Raw genomic sequence first — 24,905 nt, 5'->3', positions numbered from 1 at the left:
AACATAGGCCCCACGCCGAGCCCCTTGGGCTGCCTTCTCAATCTCCATGGTGTCCACCCTCAAAAATGGTGGACACCTTCGCGGATCAAAGAAATGGGATCAAGACGGGACAGGGGCGACGCTTACGAAAGAGGCTTCCGGGCCTCTTTCTTTTTTGGGGGCCGAAGACCCTCACGATGCACCAGGAGCCCCCACCCATGAGCGAGCTGATTCTTTACCAGACCGATGATGGCAAAGCCCAGGTCAAGCTGCGTACTGAAAGTGAATTGGCCCCCTTGGTTTGAACTGTCAAGGAATCCTTGACAGTTCAAACCAAGGGGCAAGAGCTTCAAACAGATCCGATCCGCAATGCAAAATACCTAAGGGATGCAACTTCTTGCGCAATTTGGGGCAGTTACTATCGCCCTAGCAATCACTGCCTTGCTTTGAGCCGATAGAGTGTCCGGAACCCGCCATTTTCCAAAGGCTCATCCATGACCTCGAACAACTCAGAGCCGATAAGCAGTTTCTTGAGGGTGCTGAATCCATAGCGCACTTTCAGATCCCTCAGGTTATCAGGCATCTCCCGTGCGGCCACCTGCCCAGCCGTTGCCACGTAAGTCCAACCATCAGCTCGCTGAACCTGCCCAGCGATGTCGCACAGCAGTCTGACCAACGACGAGCCCTGCAGCAACATCAATTCCATATCCCGAGCGGACTCGGGGCTGGCAAAGTAGTCCGCCATCCATTGTCTGGATTGCTGCAAACCAAGTGCAGTTGCCCTGAGGTGGTCGAACATCGGCAAGACCATCTCACGCTGTGCATCGAGATATGCCATCGCCTCGTTCATTGCGTCTTCGTCCTCAGGCTTCCAGCGCGGCAAGAAATGATGAACAAGCTCATTTCGTGCTTCAGTCATCCGCTTGAGATCCACGCGCAAAGACTCAAGGGCGTCTCTCTCGCATTCGACCCTGAAGGTAAAGCCGGCCCTGCACACCGCCTTTATTGGCAACTCTGATTCTGGCAACTCCGCGCCCGCGTCCACCAACACGTCCGCCACGTACTTTCTGACAAGCTCCCCAAGCATGCTGCGCGCCGTACTGTTCCCTTCGTCACTTTTCTCTCGGGGAGAGCCATCTTCGTACTCCACAATCTGCGAAAACTTACTATTCGCAACGAGGAACTTCAGGAATGACTCAATCAACTGAAAAGTAACGAGATTGCGACCAACACGGCGCAACACTTCGTCACTGGCTGGAGTACGGTCGGGGGACATGAAGGAAGGTGGAGACAATCAAAGAGGTCGTGGGAGAAAGTAGCTTTGGAAATGGACAATGGAGAGAAACCGATGTATCGAATGGCAGCTTATCGGCCTTTGCAGTCTTTGGGCTAGCTGACTAATTCTGGCTGCAATGCGTCGATTTTCATTCGTTCAGACTTGAATCAGCTTGGGCGGCAAATATTCAAGTTATCGGAGATGCCGCAGGCAATCAGTCAGTCTGTGGCATCAACAACACCTGACGACACTTCGCTACGTAATCGAAGCAGGGTACCTAACGGTCCTTCCGATCATGTATCTCTTTTGGGCCTCGTTGCGTACGTTGCATGATGGGGAGTCTAGAGCGCTGTCACTCGGCGTCGTAATTCAGTCCTTCGTTTCGTCGTCTGAAACCAAGGAGACTCCATCCCCCTTAGGCTAACTCAATGACACAATCTGCTGCATCTGCAACAGACTGAGCCGTTCGCAAGCCAACCTTGTATTTTTCGGCTTCACGGGTGAGATCACCGATATTTTTAAGAAAGCGATCCCGAACACGATCACTCAGCGTCACACTGTCAAGTAGCGGAATCCCCACGACCATTGCTGCTGAAAGACTCGAATTCCTTCCAGTTGCAAGGGACAGCTTCCACATCTTGGCGCGGGCATCTTCCATGCCATGGCTCTGCGCGTGTTCCTTTAACAGGCCAAACTGTGCAACCAGTCGTGGTGTGAGAACTGGAAATTTTACTGGGGCGCTGCCATCCACAAGAACGAGTTCGCGGTTGAAGCACACCTGTAGATCTGGGCGCCGGGCCTGAATGGCTTCCTTAATTTTGGTGGTCCACTGTTGATTAACCTCGCGTTCGGGAGTGGGGGAGTCGTCTGCTGACGCCGTGGGCTCCTCTGAGAGCACGCTGAGGCTGAAATGCATAAGCACGATCTGCCTTAGAAGGTCATGCTCGTTGTCTGCTTGTGCCTCGTGTGCCTCGGTAAATTTGAACGAAGCGAGTGGCACAGCCTCACGGGCCGCAGCAAAGCCAAATTGCTTCGCAACCCCCTCAATCGCCCTAAGGGTCCCAAGGATCATCTGGAATGCCCCTTCGCCAGCTGATCCGTACATACAGCGAAGAACGTCCTCGCGAATAAGTGCTCTCGCCTGAAACGTCCCGTCATATTGGACGAGTGCCCCAACGTTTAATCGCTCACCAGAGCCGGCCACTGGCTCCCAGACGAGGACGGAATAGAACGCATTTGCTTTGGAAACCAAAGAAACAAGCGTGTTCATAGATGGGCTCCTTGCAATAGGGGTGACATTGCATTGGCCGCATGACTTGGCAATGAGGTAACAAGCTGCTTGGCGAGCGACTCGCATGCGCCATAGTGTTGCCCGATAGCATGGGGTGCAGCCAGAAACTCGCTGCGAATCATGTCCCACACAGATTGGTCGGCGGCAAGGAAGGCCTGCTGTGCCATCGCCGATCCTGTTACGGCGCTACTAACGCTGGCAACAAGCTGTGAATGGAAATTTGCGGTGGCAAACAGTGCCAACCGGTTCGATAATTTGGGCATATTTCCCAGGGAGCGCTCGTGATCAATAATTGTGAATACGGTACCATTCCACAACACGTTACCCGGATTCCGGTCGCCGTTGGCGACTAGTTCATCGAACGAGATGACGTGACCAACCTGCGCCCATGTAGCTAGGATCTGGGCTAGCGCCACCAGTTGATGCTGATTCACAGTTGCTCCGATATTCAACCTTGCCGATAGGCTAGGGTATGCCGCATCCCTGGCGCCGAACCACAGGCTGTTATCGCCCGGGTGCGTGATAATGACTGGGGTAAGGGTTTGCAAGGAAAGTGCGTCACCTAGTAACGCACAAAAACACTCAGCGGCGATTTCACGATCGCCTACCATTTTCACCACACAACGCTGCGACACCCCTCCGATGTTCACAATGGCGTATTGCGCGGAATTGATCCCAGCGCCTACGGGACTGAGTGTGAACGGATTTAGCAATCCTTGCTCGATATTCATCTCATCTCCCTCATAGCAAATCTTATTGTCTTTTTGTGCTGTGCGTGCCTTTTAAGGCTGACTTAGGTATGTCTAGGAAAGATTATTTCCTGCTTGTGATGATAGAGTTCATATCGGCTTTAAGCCGCTCGTGAAAATCTTTGGGAAGACCAGTTCCCGACACGAGGTATGACGAAAGGCGAAATATAAACTGGCGGGTTCGGTTGGACTGTGTAAGCTCGGCAGCGAGCTTCTCGTCAGCTTCAACTGTTTGCTTGCCCGCATACCTTAGTGTTAAGCCGAGAACAGGGTTGCAGCATGCAAATACATCAGAGGGCGAATCTAAAAGGGCGCGCACTAGCTCAAGAAAATCTTCCCATGCGCCCAAGTCAAATTCCGGCAAAACTTGATCGTTTGTGCTGGCCATTAACTCCCGCATTTTGCGGCGAAGTTGGTATGCCTCCCGCCCACCCCAAACGTAGTAACGCAGTAGTCGCTCAAAGGTTTCCTTCGACTGGGTTTGATCAAATATATCAAAGAAAGCACGAATAATTGGCGCAAGCGAGAACGAAAGCGCGAAGACGCTGTAGCAAAAGATCGCCATATGTTGCGGTTTAGTTGGGTCGATCTCCCCTCTTGCTGCTCTGACATGGGCCAGAGTTCCTCGTAGACTCTTCGCAAAATCGGGTTCAGTTGGAAGGGAGCCACGAAGAAAATCGCCGACCTTGAGAAAGGTTGGGTTGGATCGAAGCAATGCGTGCAAACTATGCCAATTGTCGATGTCTGCGGCATAGGCGTCTTTTTCTAAGTAGCTTGGTGCAAGAGCCGCAGCGTGGCTATCAAAGAGTTTTTCATCAAAGAGATGTACCTGCATCCCTTTGGCAGAAAGCTTATGACCTTCTGATGCAGCCTTTTTGAGAATAACAAACGCCTCGCTAGCATCGATGTAACGCATTAAACCAGCAGCCCAGAACGCCCTGTTTATTGGGCTAGTCTTGTTGTTCGTCTTGCAATCAAAAATGATCCGCTCGGGCTTCGCTTGGTTGAATCTAATACCAAGAACATCAACATCAGTGAGAAGCTCCGGTGCATCAGACAACTCCCGGAGGTTAGTAATGTTAACCTCATAGAAGGGCACGAGACCTGTCGCCAAGCAATATTGGATCGCCTTGGTTTTTTGGTGTACGTCTTTATCTGTCGAAGCCATTGATATTCTCAATTAAAGGTGAGCATCAACTGCTCGAACTCAAAAACAGCTTGCTCATCTACTGCTTTTTTCTCGCGCTTACGTAACTCAGCAGCAGCAACAACAGACTGGATATATTTCTCGTCTTTCGAAAGGGCTATTCTTGCTTCGTTATTCGCTTCCATACCAGCCAGCTCTCCGGTTTGAAGAAGCTGGATTGCAAGGTCAAGTGCCGCCTTGTTCTCTTCAGTTGGTAGAAGGTGGAGTTGCCACCGCCCCGCCAAGGTTTCTTTTAGATAGGCGACTTTCATAACCACAAGATTACGGTATTGAGCATTCGCGTCAGAGTTCGATCCGAGGAATCCACGGTCTCTCAGCGCGCGCAAAATCGATAACGGCCATTTAATTTTGTACTGATCAGGCAGAAGTTGCCCCTTGCGCACTGCTGCAACTAGTGCCATAGCACGCTCATATATTTCACGATTGGCACAATCGAGGCGGGCGCGCCCTGGTTGAGGTGTGAAAAGGAAAGATTCGCTCGTATTGTCGAAAGCTATTGTTGGCGGTTTTAGAACACCCTCTTCAGCCAGTTTACTTATGAGAGCAGACTGGGTGCTGGTGAGTTTAGTACCGCCAATTTCGCCGTAAGTCATTGCCAAAGAGAGAGGCCATCCTTGGTGTCTTCGAATGACTGCTAACGCTTTTCCTATCTCGCCAGCACCGGCCGTTGCAGCAATGTCGGCCAGACCGTCCAAGTTGTCAGCAAAATATACTGGGCTGACGAGGACGTTCCTTCCGCGAACTCGATGTTCACGAATTAGCCCCCCATGACTGCCAATTTTTACGCATCTATCAAAAACTGACTTGTCGAGTCCGGATGTCGTCGCCAAGCGATCGCGGTTTTCTGGTTGCTGTTGCAAGGCTCCCAAGATATGGATTGCGGCTTGTTCATGCTCGTTAAGGGAGTCCAAGTCTTTGTGTTCGCCCAGTACAGAATACACATCCCTAAAGTGTGGAACCGTTGGGATAACGCGGTCTATCTTGGACTTCGTCGAGACGACATCGATGAACTCGACTTCTTCAAGCACTTCGATGACATCTCGCAGCGCATAAGATGGTATGTCGAAATAGAAATCAGAAACCTTGCGAAGCACTTCGTACGGAATTTCTCCAACCCCGCGAATATGAACAGCAAGTGATGCCGCCATTCCGATTGTCCGAAGCCTGTCAAACTCTGGTGCGTCCGATCGGCCGAGCCCGGTTTGGATGTCAAAGGCAAATTCAGCGACCTGCTTTTTATTCATACTCCGCCTCAAGATAATGCGATTGTTCTAATTCCATTCATGATATGACAAAGATATCAAACAAAGCAACCCAAGCGAGTGTTTGGAATGCCAGAATCTGCGAGGCAACTAACCGGCACATTACAACTCTATTTTGACCAGAAACCAAACGACAGCTTGGGCCGAACAGCCGCCCCTCACCCATTAACAAAAAACACCTCCTCCCCCTGGCATTTCTCGCACGTCACATAAAACGTATTCTTCTGCTTCCTCAGCCGCCCCAATTCGCCGCATTTCGGGCAGCTTGGTTTGATCGTCGTATTCGTTTCACACGCCTTGCAGAAGAAAAAATAGGAATAGCCATAGCGGATCTCCAGATCCGTACTGCGGCATTGGCGACAGGCGTGGCCGTTTGAAGGTGTTTCGGGACTGTCCTTTGCCGGCGGCACCGCGCTTTCCTGAGGCTTTATCGCCTCAGCGACTTCCGTTTCCACCTTGGCCTCTCCCTTCACATCCCCTTCGTGGGGGCGCAAGGGCTTATTGGTTTTGACCAGGAATTCGGCAATCTTCAGCCGGTCGGGCAGCGCGAGGCCCAGGGCCTGCCCGCTGTTCATGCGGGCGGTATTGGCGGTGACGATGCGGTCGGGCACCTGGTCGGCCTTGCACACACCCTCCACTTGCCCGGATTTGGGCCACAGGATGATGCCGCTGTCCGAGATGGCTACGTAAAGGTCGAAGGGTATGGTGGAAAAGAGGTCTGGCCGTTTCGAGGCCTTGCCCAGCACGTCGCGGAAGAAGCGCTCCTGCAGGCGCGCCTGGGTGATGGGAGAGGCCATGCCCCGCGACTGGTTGGCGCCAAACCAGCGTAGCCATTGCCCGTCGTCCTTGATCTGGATCTTCCCCACCACGCTCTTGCTCTCCACGATGGAGAGGCCGTGGGAATGGATGAGCAGGTGGTCCACCTGGGCGGCATCGCCGTTATGTTCCAGCCGGATGCCGTTGAGCACCACGATCTCCGGGTCATTGGCAAAGAAGCGCTTCAGGTAGAAGGCCATCTGCTCCTCGGCCGCACGGCCGGAGCGGGCAAACTTGTCTTCGGAGGAAAAGGGATCGAGTTCTTTGTAGATCACGGACGCGGCAGGATGAGGATCGGATGGGCATACCTTACGGCTGTAAGCACCATCGTGGCATACCAGGCCACTCTTCATCTATGCACTGCGTCACTCGACCCACCCGCCGGGCCTATTAGCTCAGCAACTCGAACCTGGCGCGAAGCACCTGCGAGCAGCACGAGGCACTGTGCAACGCCCGGGGGACTCCTTGAACTGGACGCCATCTATCACTTCGAGAACTCGCCCCTGATCGCGGCCTACACGGAACAACCCGAAACCGTCCAGTATCCGGATGGCAATCGCCTGCGCCGCTAGACACCTGACTTCGAGCTGTTCCTGGCCGATGGTTCGTCAGCGCTTATCGAGATCAAGCATGAGCTCGACCGGATTGCCGGGCACTTCACCCGTATCCGTCGCATGAGAGATCGAGTCTCACGCCGGCTCAAGGTTGACGATTTTTACTTTTTTAAATATTTTGTCAACCTAGGAGGGGACCATGATCCATGACCGCATCCGTCGTGCCCGTGTGCTTCGAGGCTTGAGTCTTGAAGAGGTGGCGCAGCGGCTGGGCGACATCAGCAAACAAGCCTTGAGTAAGTTTGAGAAGGGCGGTGCAGTGCCCAATTCAACTCGCTTGCTGCAACTGGCAAAGGTGCTGAACGTCAAGCCCGAGTATTTTTTTCGCGCAGATGCGGTGGCCTTGGCACCACTGGAATTTCGCAAGCTGGCGAAGATGCCGAAGTATCGACAGGAACAGGTCGAGGAGCAGATGCGTGAGCATCTGGAGCGTTACATCGCCTTGGAGCGGTGCTTTGATGCAGCAGATGTCGCGGTGGAAGCAACGCCCACCCACTTCATGCCAGTCTCATCCGTCGAAGCCGCTGAGGAGGCCGCTCGGAAGCTCAGAATGGATTGGGCCATCGGCGGTGATGCCATTGCCAATCTGACCGAGTTGCTCGAAGACCATGGAATCAAGGTGGCCTTGCTCGACGGTCCGGAAGACTTCGACGGCGCGTGTGCGGCGACTCACGATGAACAACATGTGTTGATCGCCTTGAACCGGACTCGCCCCGGTGAGCGCATGCGTTTTACCGCTGCGCATGAATTGGGGCACTGGGTCATGTCCTTGCCTGAAGAGATGCCAGAGAAGGAGAAAGAGGCCTGCTGCCATCGCTTTGCTGGCGCCTTCCTGTACCCCAAGGATCAGGTTGTCCTGGATTTTGGCGGGCATAAGCGTTCTCGGGTTCATCCGGTGGAACTGCTAAACGCCAAACGGCGCTATGGCGTGTCGATGCAGGTGGCGCTACGTCGCCTTAAAGATCTTCAGCTATTGAGCGATGCGGGATATCACTCGATTTATATCCAGTTCAGCAAAAACGGCTGGAGGTCGGCCGAGCCGGAGCCGATGCCCGCTGAGGAGCCCCGCCGATTCGAGTCCCTGGTGTTCTGGGGGCTGGCAGAAGATCTATTCAGCCCATCTCGCGCGTCTGAATTTCTGCAGAGGCCGATTGATCAACTGGAGCCCTTGCTACAGGTATCGACTGTTACCGCATGAGCCGGATTTACATCAGCGATACCAATATCTGGATCGACTTCAACAACGCAGGCTTGCTCAATGAGTTGTTCCAGCTCCCACTCACCTTTTGTTGTACGGAATTCGTGTTGGCTGAGCTGAACAACTTCGACCATTCGGCCTTGCTCGCACGTGGGCTGCTCGTCGAGCCGTTGGATGACACTGCGGTCATCAAGTTGTACGGCTTGATGGCCGAACACAACAACAGCTCATTGGCAGATGTCTCCTGCTATTTCCTGGCTCACGAGACAACGCGGCCGTTGCTGACCGGTGATGGTCGGCTCAGGAAGCAGGCGCAGAAAGACGGATTGGAGGTGCACGGTGCGCTATGGCTACTGGATCGTCTGGTTGAGCATGCCGTGATTCCAACAACGCGTGCAGCGGATTGTCTGGAGAGCATGTTGCTGAAAAATGCACGTTTGCCTCATGCAGAATGCCAGATCCGTCTTCAGCAGTGGCGTGCATGAGCCCAGAGCAGACGCTGGCAGCCGAAGCTCTAAGCGCAAGCTGGTGCTCGACGCCGATCCCGAGATTGAGCTGATGCTGGCCGCCCTGAAGCAGCGACTCCGTGAGCCATCCCTACCTCTGACGGGATAACTACTGCCCCAAGCGTTGGCGCAGCAAGAACGGGCGGTCAATGTGCTGGGCGAGCTCTTCGACGGAAGCTGCCGGCACGCCAGCGGCCATGAAGTGCTCGCGCCATGCATTCACCACTTCCACAACCCGGCTAACTTCGGCCTTCGCGGCTTGAGGCGTCAGCCAGTACTGCCCTGCGGCAGAGAGTGCGTTCTCGATGCTGGACTCCGCCCCCTGCGCCCCCACCGTCATTGCCTGATAGCCCAATGACTGCCCCATCGGCAGCACATCGAAGGCGGGTGCGAGCGCGTACTGCTGTGCCTGGCTGACCAGGAGAACGTGGTTCTTCTCGTGGTCGTCCGTGTTGTCGATGAGGATGTTGAACACCATGCGCCGGAACAGCTGATGCATCTGGGCACGATGGGTATCGACGTCTCCCCGGCGGCGGAGGAGTTGAGCCAGATTCGGGTACGACAGCTCGACACCCGCGGCCTTCAAGGCCACGTTGGCCGACAGCGCGTGCCATCGTCGGCCTTCCGACCGGTCGAAGCGCTTGATCGCCAGGGCGACGCCCCGCGCAAACGGAATGGGCCGCGTTTCCACCACGGCAATCCCTGCCTTTGCTGCAAGCGTCAGGGCGGCATGCTCATGCTTCGTCGCCTTCCTTGTTAGCTCTCGCCGCCGCAGCTATACGCGTTCTGCGGGCCCGCAGACGGCTGGCCTGACGCACGTCGGATTCGAGTGCCCGGACATCCTTGCCCGGTTCAGCCAAGTCCCCAAGCCCGTCCGCCAAACCGAGCAGCCACAAGGCCGAGGCATACACCCCCATGCTCACAGACGGATCCCCTTTCTCCAGACGAATCAGTGTGGGAACAGAGACCCCAAGACGGCTGGCCCACTTGTCCAACATCCATCCGCACAACCACCCTCGACACCCATCACCCCATCCCCACAATCCGCCCCGCCATCTCCCCAACAATCATGTGATCCACAACCTTGAACACACGCTGTTCAATCGGTGTAGCGGGCGCCAGCTCCGGGCTGGCGAGGGCCTTGCGAATCCCCTTTGCCACGTCGTTCACGATGCGCGCTGCCGCCTCCGCTGGAAGGCGAAGCGCCTTGCCGGCTTCGATGAGACTGTCGAGTTTCACCTCGTTGAATCTCGCCGCGCCTGGCAGTTCAATGGCCATGCGCACGGCGGGCCACGGTCCGGCCTGGGTGCCCAATGCTCTGGTGTGATAGGCGGATGTGCTCAGCAGATCGTAATGGGGCGCCAGCTCCGGCCCCAGGGCGGTCATGACAAATGAAAGGTTCTTCAGGTGGCTGTCGTCATTTGCCAGAAAGACGTTGAAGACCAGCCATCGAAAGAGTCGAAACCGCGTTGCCGCAGGATTTGCCGAGAGGGTACTTATCTCGTACAGCGTCTCCAGGGACGCCCGGCTGTACTTCAGCGTGCGGGAGATGTTGAGCAGCTGGCAGGCGTCAATGATGTGTTTTCGCTGCGTATCGGGAAAGCTGCCCAGCCTGTCGAAGCGTTCAATGATGTAGACCGGGACCGCCGCCTGGTCGTCGGGCAGGCGCCGCAGAATGACGTCCGGAACAAGCAGCCCCGCCGCCCTGGCCAGCCGCATGGTGAGGAATTCGTTGTAGGCCGATGCCGGATAATGCTCCACGTCGGGATGGTCGGGCTTGAGGATGTGCGTGGACGGCGTGGCGCCGGCAGGCTCAAACAGCTCACCTTCTTTTATGACCAGCAGCAATTTATGCTGCGCGCCCGCGGCCGACATCTTCTTTGGCGCATCACGGATCAGGGTCTGCTGCGGCAGATTGCGGATGCGGCGGGCAAGCGCATCGTCGGGCAGCGGCACAATCGCGCTGTCGGTCGGAAGCGCCTCCCCGGGTGGCAGTAAGGTCAGGGCGCCAGCCGATTCCCTCCCCAGATATCGCAAGACGTCGAAGGCATCGCGGACATTGGCTTCCCGACAGACCGCTTCTCTCAGATGCTCTTCTGGCAGGAGGTTGTCGAAGAACCACTGTACGGTTCTGACCGTGCTCCCGTCGCGATGCTCAAGCTGATGTCGTGGCAAAGCCGGCGACAGGTCAAAAGCCTGGGCAGACCTTGACCACGACGCATCGTATTTCAGCGTCCAGATGTCCTGCTCTTCGAGCAGATGGCCAACATGCTGGCGCTCAAAATAGATCTGCAGAACGCGCGCTTCACTCACCGTCAGCATCCCGCTTCTGCGCTGCACGCTGCACCAGGCGCTCAAGCTCTGCTGCCGCGGAGTCGTGGAATTCTACGGACACGCGCACCCCGAGCTCCCGGAGCAAGCGAAACACCCGCCCCATCTGCACGGTGTCCTTGCCGTTCTCCACGTCGGACGCGAACTGCTTGCTGACACCCACCATGCCCGCCAGATCGTCGATCCGGATGCCGGAGCTTTTGCGGACAGCACGAAGCACCGTGCCGATATCCGAGACGGAATCCACCGTTTTTTTCATGGAGATCTTTCCTCAGCGCTCAGTCGTCTCACGAACGATTCGTCCGACTATTATTCCTGTGATCGCAGGAATAATAGTCGGAGGCCGCAGCGATTGCCATAATTTCCTACGAGCGCAGGAATTCTCGAGCCGAATCCACCAATAGCCGATGAATTCCTGCGATCTCAGGAATATTTCCAACACACCCCATCAGGCCAGCCCAAAGCAGGCCTCCTTCTCACTCCCCCCCACCCAGCCCCACCCGCGTCGGCAGATCCCATGCCCCGCCCGGTGCGATCAGCCGACACATGCCCGTGGACGTGGCGTGGGCCAGCACGAAGCCCTTGCCGTCCCACTTCCATTCCTCCATTGACCAGCAATCCCCCAGGCCGCGGCCTTTCTGGGTGGCGGTGATCGTGCCGGCGTCGTATTCCGAGCCCTGGGTGGTGACCAACACGGGCTGGTAGGGCGGGGCTTGATTGACGATCCAGTAGCCGTAACCCACGTTGTAGGCGCCGCTCCAGCAGCGGGTGGCGACGAGGAAGCGGGTGTCGGTGAGGCGGGTGGCGGTAGGGGCTTCGTCAACGGACGGATCGGGTTCGGTGAGGTCGGGGCAGTAGTCGGTTTCGTCGTTCTTCAGGGTGGCGCGCAGGGCCTTGAGCAGGGCGGGGCCTTGTTGCTTCACCCAGGTCTTGTCACCCGACCTGGCGGGGGCGATGGCGCCGGGCTTGACGACGAGGCCCAACAGCGGGGGGAGGGCCTTGCTTTCGGGCTGGGTGCCGGGCCGGATGAGGGCGCCGGGGGTACCCAGGCGGCCCTGGAATTCGTCCATTTTGAGGAGCACGGCGGCGGCGCCGGTGTCGGAGAGGGCCCAGGTGTTGCCCTTGCGCACAAACTCGATGCTGCTCTTGCGGGTGAGGGCGGCAAGCAGGGCCTTGATCTGGGCCGGGGTGAGTTCGCCGAGGAGGCTGTCGCTGTCGAAGGCGACGGCGCCATGGGGCGTTCCGTTGATGCGGAGGGTTAGCTGGAAGTTGCGGGGCAGTTTGTCGACGACGGGGTTGTCGTCGTAGCGGCCGACCCTCACCTGGGCCGTCACCGGCTGCCCCGGCCCGGCCGGGCGGGTGAGGAGCACGGCGATGCCCAGCTCGGCGCCATCCACGCTGTAGCCGGCGGCCCGGCAGGTGCGGGTGTTGTCGCAGGCCAGCTCCCAGTCGCCGTGGAAGAAGCGGGTGCCGGGCAGGTCGGCGGCATGGAGGGCCGGCGCGGTGAGCAGCAGGGCGGCGCAGAGCAGGGGAGCGGGGCTTGGCATGGGGGTTTTCCTTGCCCGCGCGGGATGGCGGGGCCGATGGGGGATGGGTGCCGGGACGTGCGCTGGGAGTCTATGTGCCCTTCGCCCTGCCATCAATGCGTGCGGACCGATTTGCCCCTTGTTATCCTCCCTTTCCCGACCACCGCCGCGGTGGCCAGTACACATCACGGAGAAACGCCCATGGCGTCGTTGCAGGATCAATTCATGAAGGCCGGCCTGGTCAGCAAGGGCAAGGCCAAGCAGCTTAACCAGGACAAGTCTCGCCAGCAGAAGCTCGACCGCAAGTCGGGGGTCGAGACGGTGGACGAGGCCAAGCAGGCCGCGCTGGAGATCCAGCGCCAGCAGGCCGAGCGGGCACGGGAGCTCAACGCCCAGCGCGACGCGGCCGCGCGGCAGAAGGCCATCGAGGCGCAGATCGTGCAGATGATCCAGCAGCACAAGCAGGCCAAGCTCACCCGGGGCGCCGCCGAGGTGGCCTACAACTACACCCACGACGGCAAGATCAAGCGCATGTTCGTGTCGGCCCAGGTGCGTGACCACATTGCCGCCGGGCACCTGGTGATCGTCTGCCAGGGCGAGGCCGCCGAGCTGCTGCCCAAGACCATCGGTGACAAGATCGCCGAGCGCGACCCGGCCCGGGTGGTGTACGTGAAGCAGGCCGAAGTCCCCGCCGAGGACGACCCCTACGCCGACTTCAAGGTGCCCGACGACCTGATGTGGTGAGCCGGGCGTCCTGCCCCTTCAGGCCTTCCAGCCCCGGCCTCATTGCGGCCGGGCAAACCACTCCACCAGAAAATCCACCAGCGCCCGCAGCACGGGGCGCATCTGCCGGTTCGACTGGAACACCGCGTGGATGCCCAGCGACTTGGGCTCGTAACCCGGCAGCAGGGCCACCAGCCGGCCGGCGGCGATGAGCTCACGGGCCGCATAGCGCGGCTGCAGGGCAATCCCGGCGCCATGCTCGGCGGCACACAGCAGCGCCTGGGCTTCGTTGGCGCTGAGCCGCCCGCTCACCGGCACCTCCATGTGCTCACCCCTGATGTCCACGAACTCCCACAGGCTGTGGCCGAAATAGGAGTAGGTCAGGCAGTTGTGGGTGCTCAGATCGCGGGGCGTGGCCGGCGTGTCGTGCTCCGCCAGATAGGCGGGGGAGGCGCAAATCACCGAGGCGCAATCCGTCAGCCGGCGGGCGATCAGGTTGGGGTCCAGATCATTGGTGATGCGGATGGCCAGATCGATCCGCTCCTCCACCAGATTCACCGCCCGGGAATCCACACGCAGGTCCACCGCCGCCCGGGGGTGGCGGCGCAGGAACTCGGGGAGGGCGCGGGCCAACGCGCTCTGGGCCAGGGACGGGGCACAGGCCACCCGCAGCATGCCCTGCACGGGATCGGCCTCGTCGGTGCCCAGCACCGCCATGGCCGCCGACACCTCCAGCATGGCCCGGCAGCGGGCCAGCACCTGCTCGCCGGGGGGCGTCAGGCTCAGGCGGCGGGTCGTGCGATGCAGCAGCCGGGCCCCGGCCCAGGTTTCCATCTCCCGCAGGTAGCGGGTCACCATGGCCGGTGACATCTCCAGCGCCTGACCGGCGGCGGCCATGCTGCCCCGATCGACGATCTCCACAAACACTTCGGCGGCGGTGATGCGGTCCATATTCAATCGGATCGTGCAATAAAGACTTTCCGATTATGCGGTTTTTCTGCCGGATCAAGAAACATAGGATGACGGACATGGAAGGAGCAATCACGCTCCTCCACAACCTTCCAGGAGAACATCCATGTCCCACGTCGCCATCCTCGGCATCACCGGCCGCGCCGGTTCCCGCATCGCCACCGAACTCCTCGGCCGCCAGCACACGGTCACCGGCATCGCCCGGAACATCGGCCAGGCCAGCGCCCAACCCGGCCTGAGCCTGAAGGCCGCCGACGTCACCGACGGCAAGGCCCTGGCCCGCCTGCTCGAAGGCCACGATGTGGTGGTCAGCAGCACGCGCTTTGTCGGCGGCATCGACGCCCCCACCCTGATCGCCGCAGCGAAGCAGGCCGGCGTGAAGCGGGTGGTGGTGGTCGGCGGGGCCGGCAGCCTGGAAGTGGCCCCGGGCCTCGCCCTCATCGACACCCCGGAGTTTCCGGAGATCTACAAGGCCGAGGCCAGCGCCGGCGGTGTCTTCCTGCAGGCCCTGCGTGGCGAGACCGAGCTGGACTGGACTTTCATCTCCCCGCAGGCCCTGTTCGAGCCGGGCCAGCGCACCGGCCACTTCCGCCTGGGCAGCGACGCGCTGCTGATCGACGGGGCAGGCAACAGCCACGTCTCGATGGAGGACTACGCCATCGCCCTGGTGGATGAGATCGAGCAGCCCCGGCACCCCCGCCAGCGCTTCACCGTCGGCTATTGAGGCCGGCTTGGGGCGGCCCGCCCCCTTGCGGGTGGGCCGCCCTGCGTTTCTCCGCTTACCAGATCTTCACGCGATCCTTCGGGTCCAGCCACATGGGGTCACCCTTGCGGATGCCGAAGGCCTTGTAGAAGCCCGGCTCATGCTGGGAGGCCGAGTAGGCGCGGTAACCCCCCGGGGGGTGGGCGTCGGTGGCGGTGACCTGGCGCAGGTAGCCCTCCCGGGCCTTGTCCGACCACATCTGGGCCCAGGCCACAAAGCAGCGCTGCTGCTGGCTGAGCCCATCGATGCTGCGGTTCTCCCGGGGGTGAGCCTTGAGGTACTTCTCAAGGGCGCCATAGGCAAAGGCCACACCGCCCACGTCGGCGAGGTTCTCGGTGACGGCGAGGGCCCCGTTGGCGTGCAACCCGGGGAGCACCTGGTAGGCATTGGCCTGGCTCACCAGCTTGCCGGCCTGGGCGACGAAGCGGGTCTCGTCATCCTTCACCCACCAGTTGCGGACACGGCCCAGCTCGTCGTACTGGCGTCCGCCCGAGTCGAAACCATGGGTCAGTTCGTGGCCGATCACGGCGCCGATGGCGCAGAAGTTGGTGGCCGGGTCACCCTTGGGATCGTAGATCGGCGGCTGCAGGAAGGCCGCCGGAATCTCGATGGCGTTGCGCAGGGGGCTGTAAGCGGCGTTGATGACGGTGGGCAGGGTGGAGCGGGGGTCGGCAAAGGCATCCTGCTGGATAGGCCCGCCAAAGCGGGCCAGATCACGCCGGGCCATGAAGGTGGTGATGCGCTCCAGGTTGCCAAAGTAGTCGTCGGCACGCACATCCACCGACGAAGTGTCGATCCACTGATCCGGATAGCCCACGGTGATGGACACCTTGTCGAGCTTGGTCAGGGCCTGCTTGCGGGTGGCGGCGGTGAGCCAGGTGTTCTTTTCGAGGCGCGCCCGGAACTCGGCGCGCACGCGGCCCACCATGTCCTCCACCGCGTGGCGTGACGCGGGGCTGAAGTGCTTGTCCACATACAGCCGGCCCAGGGGGTGGCCGATCTTCCCGGCGATCTTGTCGAACACCTGCTTGGAGCGGGGGGGCAGCTCGAAGCCCGGGCCATAGAAAGTGCGGGTGAAGGTCAGCGCGGGGGCATTGAAGTCGGTGGACAAGCCCCCCAGGCTCATGCGCAGGTACTCCCACTTGAGGTAGGTTCGCAGCTCGTCCGGGGGCAGCTCAGAGAGGATGGCAGCCCTTTCGATCATGGACTTCACCTCGATGGCGGTGACAGCGGACGGCGGGGCCAGGCCGATCGTCGCGAAGTAAGCGTCCCAGTCAAAGCCCGGCGTCAGCGCCTTGAGCTTGGCGTAGGGCATCTCCACGAAGCGTTTCTCCGGATCCTGATACTCCACGAGGGGCTGGCGCACCCGGGCAATCCGCGTTTCCATGGCCAGCAGCCGGGCTGCAAAGGCCCTGGCCTCCGCGTCAGCAAAGCCGGCCAGCACCATGGTGTCCGTCACGTAGGTGAGATAGGCCTCCCGGAAGCGGGCCGACTCCGGCTTGAGGTAATCCTCGAAGTTCGGCATCACGAGCTCGCCGTCACCCACCACCACGATGTACCGGGTCTTGTCACGGATACCCGGGGCAATGCCCGCACCCAGCGCAACGGGTTCGTTGGTCGCCAGATACAGGCGGGCCAGTTCCGGTGCCAGCCCGCTCCTGTCCGTGATGGCAGCAATGCGCTCGAACACCGGCTTGAGGGGCGCATGGCCCAGGGCCTTCAGGCGTGCCTCGTCCATACCCGCGGTATAGAGATCACCCACCTGCTGGGTGGGGCTGCCCTTGGGCGCCGACGCGGCCTGGCGCGCCGCCTCTTCCACCACCTGCAGCAGGGTCATGTCCGTGCGCTTCGACATCAGGTCGAGCCCCGAGATGCGCACGCTGTCCGCGGGGATCTGCATGGCGTCGTACCAGCGGCCGGCGGCGTAGCGGGTGAAATCCTTGCGGGGGTCGGCGCTGCGGTCCATCTTGTCGACGGAGAAGCCGGCCGGAAAGCCAAAGGTGGGAGGCTCCCCGGCCTGGGCTGAATCTACGGACAGGGCGGCAATGGCCGCCGTGACGAGGAAAATTCGAGCAGTCGACGCCATCACATCTCCATTCAATCGGGATTACCAACGCCGAATATTAGCCGGGCGACGGCCTTCAGTGCGACGCATTGTGGCTAACCGCCACACTGACAATCCCTCGCCTCCATGGTTAAATCGGCGCCATGAATCAACGCCTCCCCACCGCCTCAAACACTTCAGCTGCCGATCACCGGGAAGCTGCATGGCCCGAATATGCCGTGCTGGTGGTGGATGACGAAGCCGGGGTACGCAACTTTCTCGAACGCGCCCTGCGGGCCCGCGGCTGCCGCGTGGAGGTGGCCGGGTCGTCCGAAGAGGGCGCCGAGCGTCTGCGCGAACAGCACTTTGACGCCATCGTGCTCGACATCGCCCTGCCGGGCCGCTCGGGCATGGAGTGGCTGCGCAGCCTGAAGAATGATGGCTTTGCCGGCGACGTGATCCTCATCACCGCCTTTGCCGACATTGAAACCGCCATCGATGCCCTGCGCGCCGGGGCCGCCGACTTCGTGCTCAAGCCCTTCCGGGTGGATCAGATCATCAACTCCCTGCAACGCTGCTTCGAGCGCGCCCGCCTCGACCGGGAGAACTTCGTGCTGCAGCGCCAGGTGGCCGGCCTGGGTGCCGAGGTGGCGGGGCTGATCGGCCATTCGGCATCCATGCGCGCCCTGTGCGACATGATCCGGCGGGTCGCACCCACCCCGGCCACGGTGCTCATCCTCGGAGAGTCCGGGGTCGGCAAGGAGGTGACAGCGCGGGCCCTGCACCAGATGAGCCCGCGGGCCGAGCGCTCCTTCGTCCCCCTCAACTGCGCGGCGGTGTCGGCCGAACTGATCGAGAGCGAACTCTTCGGCCACGTGCGCGGCGCCTTCACCGGCGCCCGCGAAGCCCGGCGCGGCCTGTTCCACTACGCCAACGGCGGCACCCTCTTTCTCGATGAAGTGGGCGAGCTGCCCCTGGCCATGCAGACCAAGCTGCTGCGCGCCCTGGAAGAAAGGCGCATCCGCCCGGTGGGCAGCGAGGCCGAGGTGCCGGTGGACGTGCGCGTGGTGGCCGCCACCAACCGCGACCTGCACGCCGAAGTGGCGGCGGGGCGCTTCCGGCGCGATCTGTTCTACCGCCTCGAGGTGCTCACCCTGTCGATCCCGCCCCTGCGCCAGCGCCCGGAGGACGTGGCCGAACTGGTGCAGCATTTCAACGCCCAGCTGTCCTCGCGCCTGGGCCTGCCGCCCCTCACCGTGACGCCCGCCGATCTGGTGCGCCTGGCCACCTACCCCTGGCCTGGCAACGTGCGCGAGCTGCGCAACCTTATCGAACGCTCGCTGATCCTCGGCAGCCTGCCGGTGCACAACCAGGTCCAGGGCATGGCCGACCCCCTTCCGCTGAGCCTGGCCGAGGTGGAGAAGCGCCACATCCTGGCCGTGCTCGACCAGTGCGGCGGCAACAAGACCCACGCCGCCACCCTGCTCGGGGTATCCCGCAAGACCCTCGACCGCAAGGCCGTGGAGTGGGGTCTGGCATGACCGGCCCGGCGTGTCGGCGGGGCGCCCGCCCTTGATCGACGTCCGGGAACGCCTCAGCCGCTCGGTCCGCAGCAAGCTGCTGGCCATGGTGCTGGCGCCCCTGTTCCTCGGCGTCCCCATCCTGCTCGGCCTGGTGTGGATGTGGGGCACCCAGGGCTACCAGCAACTGGTCAGCTACAAGGTCAGCTCCGATCTGGTCACCGCCCACGAGTATTTTGCCCACATGCACCAGACCTTGGCCGTGGACATCGCGGCCCTGGCCGGCTCCCAGCGCCTGTCCCGGGCCATGGCCGCACCGGGCGGGGCGGCCCTCGACAGCTACCTCGACGAGGCGCGCCGCCAGGCCGGGCTGGATTTCCTCTACCTCCTCGACACCCAGGGCACGCTGCGCGGTGCCGTCATGCCCCGCCACCACCCCAGCGCCCGGCGCAGCGACTGGCCGGTGGTGCGCAAGGCCCTGGCCGGCGAGGCCGCCACGGCCATCGATGTCTTCGACGCCGAACACCTGGCCGCCATCGACCCGGCCCTGCGCCAGCGCGCCCGCCTGAGCCTGGTGCCCACCCCCAACGCCGCCCCGGACGAACGCCTGGAAGAAACCCGCGGCCTGCTGATCCACGCCGCCATCCCGGTGCGCGACGAAGGTGGGCAGCTCGTCGCCGTGCTGGAAGGCGGCGTGCTGCTCAATGGCAACAGCGACATGGTGGATCGCATCAACGCCATCATCTACCGGGAGGGCACCCTGCCCCTGGGCAGCCGCGGCACCGCCACCCTGTTTCTCGGCGACACCCGCATCGCCACCAACGTGCGCCTGTTCGAGGGCGAGCGCGCCCTCGGCACCCGTGCCTCCCGGGCCGTGCGCGACCATGTGCTGCAGGAGGGCAAGGTGTGGCTGGACACCGCCTTCGTGGTGAATGACTACTACGTGTCGGGCTACGAGCCGGTGATCGACAGCTTCGGCAAGCGCGTCGGCATGCTCTACGTGGGTTTCCTCGAAGCCCCCTTCAGCGCCGCCATGCAGGGCGCGATGTTCACCCTGTTCGCGGTCTTCGTGTCGGTCAGCGTGGCCGGCTGCGTGCTGTCCCTGCGCTGGGCGCGGAGCATCTTCAAGCCCCTGGAACAGGTGGGCGCCACCATCGACCGCATCGGCGCAGGCGATGCCGAAGCGCGGGTCGGCCCGGTGGCCAGCCAGGACGAGATCGGCCAGCTCGCCGCGGCCTTCGACGGCCTCCTCGACAACCTGGCCGCCCGCCGGGCCGAGCTGCAGCGCTGGGGGGACGAACTGGACCGCAAGGTGGCCGAACGCACCCTCGAACTGCAGGAGGCCAACGCCACCCTGGAACAGGCCCGCCGCCACCTGGCCATGACCGAGAAGCTCGCCGCCATCGGCGAACTCACTGCCGGCGTGGCCCACGAGATCAACAACCCGGTGGCGGTGATCCAGGGCAACCTGGACGTGATGAAGGAGATCCTCGGCCCGGCCGCCGAGCCGGTGCGCGAGGAGATCCGCCTGATCCACGAGCAGACCCACCGCATCTGGCTGATCGTCACCAAGCTGCTGCAGTTTGCCCGCCCGGGGGAGTTTGCCGGCTATACCGAGGGCGTGGACCCCAACACCCTGATCGCCGACTGCCTGGTGCTCACCCGCCACAACCTGGAACGCCGCAACATCGACGTCCACGTGGACGCCGCCGCCACCTGCCGGGTCGAGGTGAACGCCAGCGAACTGCAACAGGTCCTGATCAACCTCATCGTCAATGCCATCCAGGCCATGCCCGACGGTGGCAGCCTGCGCCTGCACATCCGCGACTGGGAAGAAGACGGCCGGACGGTGGGCGCCACCATGGAGGTCTGCGACACCGGCCAGGGCATCGCCGCCGAAGACCTGTCACGCATCTTCGACCCCTTCTTCACCACCAAGAAGGGCTCGGGCACCGGGCTCGGGCTGTCCATCAGCTACACCATCGTCGAACGCTACGGCGGCCGCATCTCGGTGGCCAGCCAGCCCGGGCAGGGCGCCTGTTTCACCGTGCACCTGCGCAGCGAAGCGCGCTACGCCGACGCCCCCACCGCCCCCGGCTTCACCGCTCGCTGGATCGAGACCGGGCCCCGCAGCTAGACTGAACCGCCCCTCAGGCCGACGCGCGCCGCAGCCAGGCGCTCACCCCGTCCACCACCACCGCCATCACCAGCATGGCCAGAATGACGGTGCTGGCCTCCGCCTCGTGGAACAGGGACAGGCTGTAATACAGCTGGGCGCCCAGGCCGCCGGCCCCGACAAAGCCCAGAATCGCCGCCATGCGGATGTTCATCTCCCAGCGGTACAGGGCGTAGGCCAGCCACTGGGGCGCCACCAGGGGCAGGGTGGCGTAGAGGAAGGTGGTCAGCGCCGGGGCGCCACTGCCGCCAAGGGCCTCGGCGGGGGCCGCGGGCGTGTTCTCCAGTGCCTCGGCAAACAGCCGCCCGAGCACCCCGGTGGTGTGCAGGGCCAGGGCCAAGGTGCCAGCAAAGGGGCCAAGACCGGCCGCCAGCACCATCAGGGTGGCCCACACCAGCTCGGGCACCGAGCGCAGCAGGTTGAGGCTGAAACGCGCCACCTGCCCGGCCAGCCAGCCCTGGCGACCTGCCGCCGGCAAGGCCAGCCCGGCCGCCAGAAGCGCCGCCAGCAGGGTGCTGAGGAGGGAGATGGCCAGGGTTTCCAGCGCCGCCCAGGCCACCTTGGCCAGGAAGTCGGCCGAGGTATCAGGCGGAAAGAAGCGCTTCACGAAGTCCGCCGCCTCATTGGCCGCCGACCCAGTGAACAGCGCGCCGAGGGGCATGTCGAGAAAGGCAAAGCTGGCGCCCACCGCCGCGAGCAGCAGGGCCACGGCCAGCAGCGCGCCAAGGGAGATGCCCGCCCTCATGCCAGCCTCCTGCGCAAAAAGCCCGACAGGCCATCCGCCGCCAGCACCAGCACCAGGAAGGTGGCCAGGATGCTTGCCGCCTCGCCCCCATTGAGCATCTTCATGGACTGGTCCATCAGCTGGCCGAGGCCGCCCGCGCCGACGAAGCCCATCACCACCGAGGCGCGCACCGCGCACTCCCAGCGATACACGGTGTAGGACACCAGCTCCTGGGCCGCGTTGGGCAGCAACCCGTAGCACAGGGCCGCCAGCCGCCCGCTGCCGGCTTCCAGCAGAATGCGCGCCGGGCGGGCATCAGTGGATTCGAGGATCTCCCCATACACCTTGCCCAGCATGCCCCCGTAGGTGATGCCCAGCGCCAGCACCCCGGCCGCCGCGCCCAGGCCGAAGACGCGCACGAAAAGCAGCGCCCACACCAGCTCCGGCACCCCGCGCAGCACCGCCAGCACCCCGCGGGCCAGCCCGCGCAGGATCTGCCCGACCCAGCCACCGCGCCCCGGCCCCAGGCGCGAGATGGACAGGCTGCGGGTCATCAGCAGCCCCAGAGGCACCGCCAGCAACATGGACAGGGCAATGCCCGCCGTCGCCATGGCCAGCGTCTCCACCGTGGCTTTGGCCAGCATCGCCAGGAACTCAGGCGCGGTCTCCGGCGGCAGAAAGCCCCCCAGAAAATGCCCCATGGCCTGCAGGTTGCCCGCCTCGAACAAAGCCGCCGGACGAAAATCCGTCAGGCGCAGCAAGGGCCACAGCAGCACCAGCGCCACCAGGGTCCAGCCCAGCCGCGGCAGGGCCGCCGGGTCACGGGTGGCGGCAGTCATCGAGACAGACCCGACGCAGGCAGGATCTTGAGCGCCTCTGACCCGATCATCCGGCGGGTGAAGCTGCAGGGGCTTACAGGAGGCTCTGACGGCGAATGGAGAGACAGTAGGGGCGACTTCAGTCGCCCGCGGACGTCGGTCAACGGTTTGCTCGCGATCAACGCGTGGAGGGCGACTGAAGTCGCCCCTACAGGAGTGGCCGCATCGACCGTCAGACGACCCGTCAAACTGAGGAAAACTGGATGAACTCGACCCCATGGCAGCAAGCACGCCAGCCGTCGGATGACATCCCCTCTGCAGTCATGGCCGGGCCTCATGCACACCTCAGGGGCGGCAGGCCGGGGGCAGGCGTATCGGCCGGCTCGTGAGTGACAGGAAGCACCCCTTCCGCCGCGTACAGATCCCGCAGCATCGCCTCGCTCACCGCAGCGGCCGGTAGGTCAAAGACGATCGCCCCTTCCTTCACCCCGACCACCCGCGGAAAGTGGCGCAGGGCCAGATCCACCGCATGCAGGCTGGCCACCAGGGTCACCCCGCGGCGCACCGCCTCCTCGTTGAGCAGGGCCACGGTGAGTTCGGAAAGGGCCGGGTCCATGGCCGACACCGGCTCGTCGGCGAGCAGCAGCTCAGGCTGCTGGTACAGCACCCGGGCCAGGGCCACCCGCTGCAGCTGACCGCCGGACAGGCGGTCGCAACGCTCGTAGAGGCGGTCGGCCAGATCCAGGCGCGCCAGCTCGCGGGCAGCGCCCTCCGGGTCCACCGGCATCAGCAGCGATGCCAGGGCCTTCCACAGGGGCCACTGGCCCAGGCGCCCAGCCAGCACCGCCGTCACCACCCGCTGGCGCGGGGGGATGGGCGGGGCCTGGTGCACCAGGCCGATGCGCGAACGCAGGCGACGCAGGGCCCGGGGCGAATCCGCCCAGGGTTCGCCCCCCAGCAGGCGCACCTGGCCCTCAGCCGGGCGCAGCGATGCGGCCAGCACCCGTAGCAAGGTGGTCTTGCCGGCACCAGAGGCACCGATCAAGGCCACCCGCTCGCCCGGCGCCACCCGCAGGTCGACGCCGCGCAGGGCGCGAAAGCCATTGGCGTGGGTCAGCCCGACGCCATCCAGGGAAAAACCCATGGTGATCCTTGTTTCATCCAGAACCCGATGAGGAGGCAAAAAGGCCGCTCGGAGGGACCGTAGGGGCGACTGTAGGGGCGACTTCAGTCGCCCGCGGACTTTGATCAGGGGCATGGCGGTGAATCAACCCACGATGGGCGACCGAAGTCGCCCCTACAAGTCGCCCTTACGGAGAGATTCGACCTGAATCCGTCCCCTACTTCAGCAGCCCGGCCGCCTGGGCCGCCGTCTCGATGCCCTTGTAGTTCTCCGCCTTGGTGGGGATGAACTTGCTGGCGCGCTGCAGAGCCATGATTTCCTTGTGGGCGGGGTTGGCCGGATCAAGCTTGAGGAAGGCCTGAGTGAGCTTGGCCTGGATCTTCGGGTCCAGGTCACCGCGCACCGTCCAGTTGTAGTCGAAGTAGGGCGGGGTGGTGGCAAAGACACGGACCTTGGTGGTGTCCACCTTCTTCTGCTCGACCAGCTTGTCCCACACCGAGGCGTTCAGCACGCCCGCATCCACCTTGCCGGCCTGCACGAAGGCCACGGTGGCGTCGTGGGCGCCCGAGAAGGCGGTGCTCTTGAAATCCTTGTCCGGGTTGATGCCTTCCTGGCCCAGGAAGTAGCGCGGCATCAGGTGGCCCGACGTGGAGGAGGGCGAACCGAAGGCAAAGGTCTTGCCCTTGAGGTCGGCGAAACCCTTGATGCTGTCGCTGGCGGTGATGAAGCGCGAGGTGAACTTGGCGTCCTCGGCGCGCTGGACCAGGGGCACGGCGGTGCCGTTGGTGCGGATCTTGGCCTGCACGAAGGTGAAGCCCCCCAGCCAGGCCATGTCGATCTTGCGGGTGGCCAGGGCCTCGACCACGGCAGCGTAGTCGGTCACCGGCACGAAGCTGACCTTCATGCCCGTTTCAGCCTCAAGGTAAGCCCCCAGGGGAGCAAACTTGCGCTGCAGTTCGGTGGGCGCCTCGTCGGGAATGGCCGACACCCGGAGGACTTCCTCCGCGTGGGCCAGCAGGGGCAGACCGGCAAGGCCGGCCAGTGCGGAAGCAACACAGGCGCGCAGCAGCGCACGCCGCGGGTAGGGCATGGAAGTCATGGACAGCTCCTCGATCGGCACCCTATGGGGCACCCGCTGCCGGGACGAGGGAGTACGGCCCCGGCTGAAGTCCGGACACCGGCAAGGCCGGGCCCGCTGAAAACATCAAAGCGGTACACAGACCGCGAGGCCGACTATAGCGGCGGCAGGCTCAAGAGTGAACACGCCTGGATCGCACACGGGCAAGACGG

Annotated in this window: 22 protein-coding genes; 6 read left to right on the top strand and 16 right to left on the bottom strand. The window is 62.4% G+C overall.

Features of this window, described 5'->3' with window-relative positions; genetic code table 11:
• Window positions 1–412: 412 nt before the first annotated feature.
• From ACIQ09_RS07690 to ACIQ09_RS07665, 6 genes are all read right to left on the bottom strand, one after another.
• Complete coding sequence (locus tag ACIQ09_RS07690; protein ID WP_398307855.1) at window positions 413–1,255, bottom strand: OST-HTH/LOTUS domain-containing protein; 843 nt, start codon at window positions 1,253–1,255, stop codon at window positions 413–415.
• 415 nt (window positions 1,256–1,670) lie between these two features.
• Window positions 1,671–2,525, bottom strand: a complete 855-nt coding sequence (locus ACIQ09_RS07685) for a hypothetical protein (RefSeq protein ID WP_398307853.1) — start codon at window positions 2,523–2,525, stop codon at window positions 1,671–1,673.
• Complete coding sequence (locus ACIQ09_RS07680; RefSeq protein WP_398307851.1) at window positions 2,522–3,277, bottom strand: hypothetical protein; 756 nt, start codon at window positions 3,275–3,277, stop codon at window positions 2,522–2,524. Before ACIQ09_RS07680 ends, ACIQ09_RS07685 begins: the two co-directional genes overlap by 4 nt.
• 82 nt (window positions 3,278–3,359) lie before the next feature.
• Window positions 3,360–4,463 carry a hypothetical protein gene (locus ACIQ09_RS07675; RefSeq protein WP_398307849.1) on the bottom strand — a complete coding sequence of 368 codons (1,104 nt, stop codon included), beginning with the start codon at window positions 4,461–4,463 and terminating at the stop codon, window positions 3,360–3,362.
• 8 nt (window positions 4,464–4,471) lie between these two features.
• Complete coding sequence (locus ACIQ09_RS07670) at window positions 4,472–5,746, bottom strand: hypothetical protein (protein WP_398307847.1); 1,275 nt, start codon at window positions 5,744–5,746, stop codon at window positions 4,472–4,474.
• A gap of 176 nt (window positions 5,747–5,922) precedes the next feature.
• Window positions 5,923–6,855 carry a nuclease-related domain-containing protein gene (locus tag ACIQ09_RS07665; protein WP_398307845.1) on the bottom strand — a complete coding sequence of 311 codons (933 nt, stop codon included), beginning with the start codon at window positions 6,853–6,855 and terminating at the stop codon, window positions 5,923–5,925.
• Window positions 6,856–7,333: 478 nt separating this feature from the next.
• On the opposite strand from ACIQ09_RS07665, the gene ACIQ09_RS07660 reads away from it, so the two are divergent.
• Window positions 7,334–8,392 (top strand): helix-turn-helix domain-containing protein, encoded by a 1,059-nt coding sequence (locus ACIQ09_RS07660; protein WP_398307843.1) that lies wholly within the window; start codon window positions 7,334–7,336, stop codon window positions 8,390–8,392.
• Window positions 8,389–8,877 (top strand): hypothetical protein, encoded by a 489-nt coding sequence (locus ACIQ09_RS07655; protein WP_398307841.1) that lies wholly within the window; start codon window positions 8,389–8,391, stop codon window positions 8,875–8,877. Before ACIQ09_RS07660 ends, ACIQ09_RS07655 begins: the two co-directional genes overlap by 4 nt.
• A 130-nt stretch (window positions 8,878–9,007) precedes the next feature.
• Here ACIQ09_RS07655 and ACIQ09_RS07650 read toward each other — a convergent pair whose 3' ends face one another.
• From ACIQ09_RS07650 to ACIQ09_RS07635, 4 genes are all read right to left on the bottom strand, one after another.
• Window positions 9,008–9,673 (bottom strand): type II toxin-antitoxin system HipA family toxin, encoded by a 666-nt coding sequence (locus tag ACIQ09_RS07650; protein WP_398307859.1) that lies wholly within the window; start codon window positions 9,671–9,673, stop codon window positions 9,008–9,010.
• 251 nt (window positions 9,674–9,924) lie between these two features.
• Window positions 9,925–11,220, bottom strand: coding sequence for a HipA domain-containing protein (locus ACIQ09_RS07645; RefSeq protein ID WP_398307839.1), 1,296 nt, complete (start codon window positions 11,218–11,220; stop codon window positions 9,925–9,927).
• Window positions 11,204–11,488: a helix-turn-helix domain-containing protein gene (locus tag ACIQ09_RS07640; RefSeq protein WP_296407712.1), complete on the bottom strand. Its 285-nt coding sequence runs from the start codon at window positions 11,486–11,488 to the stop codon at window positions 11,204–11,206. Before ACIQ09_RS07640 ends, ACIQ09_RS07645 begins: the two co-directional genes overlap by 17 nt.
• A 217-nt stretch (window positions 11,489–11,705) precedes the next feature.
• Window positions 11,706–12,776 (bottom strand): DUF1176 domain-containing protein, encoded by a 1,071-nt coding sequence (locus ACIQ09_RS07635; RefSeq protein ID WP_398307837.1) that lies wholly within the window; start codon window positions 12,774–12,776, stop codon window positions 11,706–11,708.
• 180 nt (window positions 12,777–12,956) lie between these two features.
• Between ACIQ09_RS07635 and ACIQ09_RS07630 the strand changes: the two genes are divergently transcribed.
• Window positions 12,957–13,499 (top strand): DUF2058 domain-containing protein, encoded by a 543-nt coding sequence (locus ACIQ09_RS07630; RefSeq protein WP_398307836.1) that lies wholly within the window; start codon window positions 12,957–12,959, stop codon window positions 13,497–13,499.
• Window positions 13,500–13,538: 39 nt separating this feature from the next.
• On the opposite strand, the gene ACIQ09_RS07625 is transcribed toward ACIQ09_RS07630, so the two are convergent.
• On the bottom strand, window positions 13,539–14,429 hold the full coding sequence (locus ACIQ09_RS07625) for a LysR family transcriptional regulator (RefSeq protein ID WP_398307835.1): 891 nt from the start codon (window positions 14,427–14,429) through the stop codon (window positions 13,539–13,541).
• A 124-nt stretch (window positions 14,430–14,553) separates the two neighbouring features.
• Between ACIQ09_RS07625 and ACIQ09_RS07620 the strand changes: the two genes are divergently transcribed.
• Window positions 14,554–15,171, top strand: a complete 618-nt coding sequence (locus ACIQ09_RS07620) for an NAD(P)-dependent oxidoreductase (protein ID WP_398307833.1) — start codon at window positions 14,554–14,556, stop codon at window positions 15,169–15,171.
• A gap of 55 nt (window positions 15,172–15,226) precedes the next feature.
• On the opposite strand, the gene ACIQ09_RS07615 is transcribed toward ACIQ09_RS07620, so the two are convergent.
• Entirely contained in the window at window positions 15,227–17,296 is a 2,070-nt protein-coding gene (locus tag ACIQ09_RS07615; protein WP_398307831.1) for a M13 family metallopeptidase, read from the bottom strand.
• Between the two features lie 122 nt (window positions 17,297–17,418).
• On the opposite strand from ACIQ09_RS07615, the gene ACIQ09_RS07610 reads away from it, so the two are divergent.
• Window positions 17,419–18,795 carry a sigma-54-dependent transcriptional regulator gene (locus ACIQ09_RS07610; RefSeq protein WP_398307829.1) on the top strand — a complete coding sequence of 459 codons (1,377 nt, stop codon included), beginning with the start codon at window positions 17,419–17,421 and terminating at the stop codon, window positions 18,793–18,795.
• An 85-nt stretch (window positions 18,796–18,880) separates the two neighbouring features.
• The gene (locus ACIQ09_RS07605) at window positions 18,881–20,911 is read left to right on the top strand and encodes a cache domain-containing protein (RefSeq protein ID WP_398307857.1); all 2,031 of its coding nucleotides are present in this window, start codon (window positions 18,881–18,883) and stop codon (window positions 20,909–20,911) included.
• A gap of 13 nt (window positions 20,912–20,924) precedes the next feature.
• On the opposite strand, the gene phnE is transcribed toward ACIQ09_RS07605, so the two are convergent.
• From phnE to ACIQ09_RS07585, 4 genes are all read right to left on the bottom strand, one after another.
• Window positions 20,925–21,695 carry a phosphonate ABC transporter, permease protein PhnE gene (phnE, locus tag ACIQ09_RS07600; protein WP_398307827.1) on the bottom strand — a complete coding sequence of 257 codons (771 nt, stop codon included), beginning with the start codon at window positions 21,693–21,695 and terminating at the stop codon, window positions 20,925–20,927.
• Window positions 21,692–22,513, bottom strand: a complete 822-nt coding sequence (locus ACIQ09_RS07595) for a PhnE/PtxC family ABC transporter permease (RefSeq protein WP_398307825.1) — start codon at window positions 22,511–22,513, stop codon at window positions 21,692–21,694. Before ACIQ09_RS07595 ends, phnE begins: the two co-directional genes overlap by 4 nt.
• Window positions 22,514–22,826: 313 nt before the next feature.
• Window positions 22,827–23,636, bottom strand: a complete 810-nt coding sequence (locus ACIQ09_RS07590; RefSeq protein WP_398307823.1) for a phosphonate ABC transporter ATP-binding protein — start codon at window positions 23,634–23,636, stop codon at window positions 22,827–22,829.
• A gap of 196 nt (window positions 23,637–23,832) precedes the next feature.
• The gene (locus ACIQ09_RS07585; RefSeq protein WP_398307821.1) at window positions 23,833–24,714 is read right to left on the bottom strand and encodes a putative selenate ABC transporter substrate-binding protein; all 882 of its coding nucleotides are present in this window, start codon (window positions 24,712–24,714) and stop codon (window positions 23,833–23,835) included.
• Window positions 24,715–24,905: the final 191 nt, after the last annotated feature.

Source organism: Zoogloea sp., assembly GCF_044344315.1.
Taxonomy (GTDB): Bacteria; Pseudomonadota; Gammaproteobacteria; order Burkholderiales; family Rhodocyclaceae; genus Zoogloea.
The sequence above is the reverse complement of the archived record's forward strand: the minus strand, read 5'-3'. Positions and strand labels throughout refer to the sequence as shown.

Coding starts and splice junctions, on each gene's coding strand:
- ACIQ09_RS07690 (WP_398307855.1), bottom strand. CDS start 1,255: ATGTCCCCCGACCGTACTCCAGCCAGTGACGAAGTGTTGCGCCGTGTT.
- ACIQ09_RS07685 (WP_398307853.1), bottom strand. CDS start 2,525: ATGAACACGCTTGTTTCTTTGGTTTCCAAAGCAAATGCGTTCTATTCC.
- ACIQ09_RS07680 (WP_398307851.1), bottom strand. CDS start 3,277: ATGAATATCGAGCAAGGATTGCTAAATCCGTTCACACTCAGTCCCGTA.
- ACIQ09_RS07675 (WP_398307849.1), bottom strand. CDS start 4,463: ATGGCTTCGACAGATAAAGACGTACACCAAAAAACCAAGGCGATCCAA.
- ACIQ09_RS07670 (WP_398307847.1), bottom strand. CDS start 5,746: ATGAATAAAAAGCAGGTCGCTGAATTTGCCTTTGACATCCAAACCGGG.
- ACIQ09_RS07660 (WP_398307843.1), top strand. CDS start 7,334: ATGATCCATGACCGCATCCGTCGTGCCCGTGTGCTTCGAGGCTTGAGT.
- ACIQ09_RS07655 (WP_398307841.1), top strand. CDS start 8,389: ATGAGCCGGATTTACATCAGCGATACCAATATCTGGATCGACTTCAAC.
- ACIQ09_RS07645 (WP_398307839.1), bottom strand. CDS start 11,220: ATGCTGACGGTGAGTGAAGCGCGCGTTCTGCAGATCTATTTTGAGCGC.
- ACIQ09_RS07640 (WP_296407712.1), bottom strand. CDS start 11,488: ATGAAAAAAACGGTGGATTCCGTCTCGGATATCGGCACGGTGCTTCGT.
- ACIQ09_RS07635 (WP_398307837.1), bottom strand. CDS start 12,776: ATGCCAAGCCCCGCTCCCCTGCTCTGCGCCGCCCTGCTGCTCACCGCG.
- ACIQ09_RS07630 (WP_398307836.1), top strand. CDS start 12,957: ATGGCGTCGTTGCAGGATCAATTCATGAAGGCCGGCCTGGTCAGCAAG.
- ACIQ09_RS07625 (WP_398307835.1), bottom strand. CDS start 14,429: ATGGACCGCATCACCGCCGCCGAAGTGTTTGTGGAGATCGTCGATCGG.
- ACIQ09_RS07620 (WP_398307833.1), top strand. CDS start 14,554: ATGTCCCACGTCGCCATCCTCGGCATCACCGGCCGCGCCGGTTCCCGC.
- ACIQ09_RS07615 (WP_398307831.1), bottom strand. CDS start 17,296: ATGGCGTCGACTGCTCGAATTTTCCTCGTCACGGCGGCCATTGCCGCC.
- ACIQ09_RS07610 (WP_398307829.1), top strand. CDS start 17,419: ATGAATCAACGCCTCCCCACCGCCTCAAACACTTCAGCTGCCGATCAC.
- ACIQ09_RS07605 (WP_398307857.1), top strand. CDS start 18,881: ATGGTGCTGGCGCCCCTGTTCCTCGGCGTCCCCATCCTGCTCGGCCTG.
- phnE (WP_398307827.1), bottom strand. CDS start 21,695: ATGAGGGCGGGCATCTCCCTTGGCGCGCTGCTGGCCGTGGCCCTGCTG.
- ACIQ09_RS07595 (WP_398307825.1), bottom strand. CDS start 22,513: ATGACTGCCGCCACCCGTGACCCGGCGGCCCTGCCGCGGCTGGGCTGG.
- ACIQ09_RS07590 (WP_398307823.1), bottom strand. CDS start 23,636: ATGGGTTTTTCCCTGGATGGCGTCGGGCTGACCCACGCCAATGGCTTT.
- ACIQ09_RS07585 (WP_398307821.1), bottom strand. CDS start 24,714: ATGACTTCCATGCCCTACCCGCGGCGTGCGCTGCTGCGCGCCTGTGTT.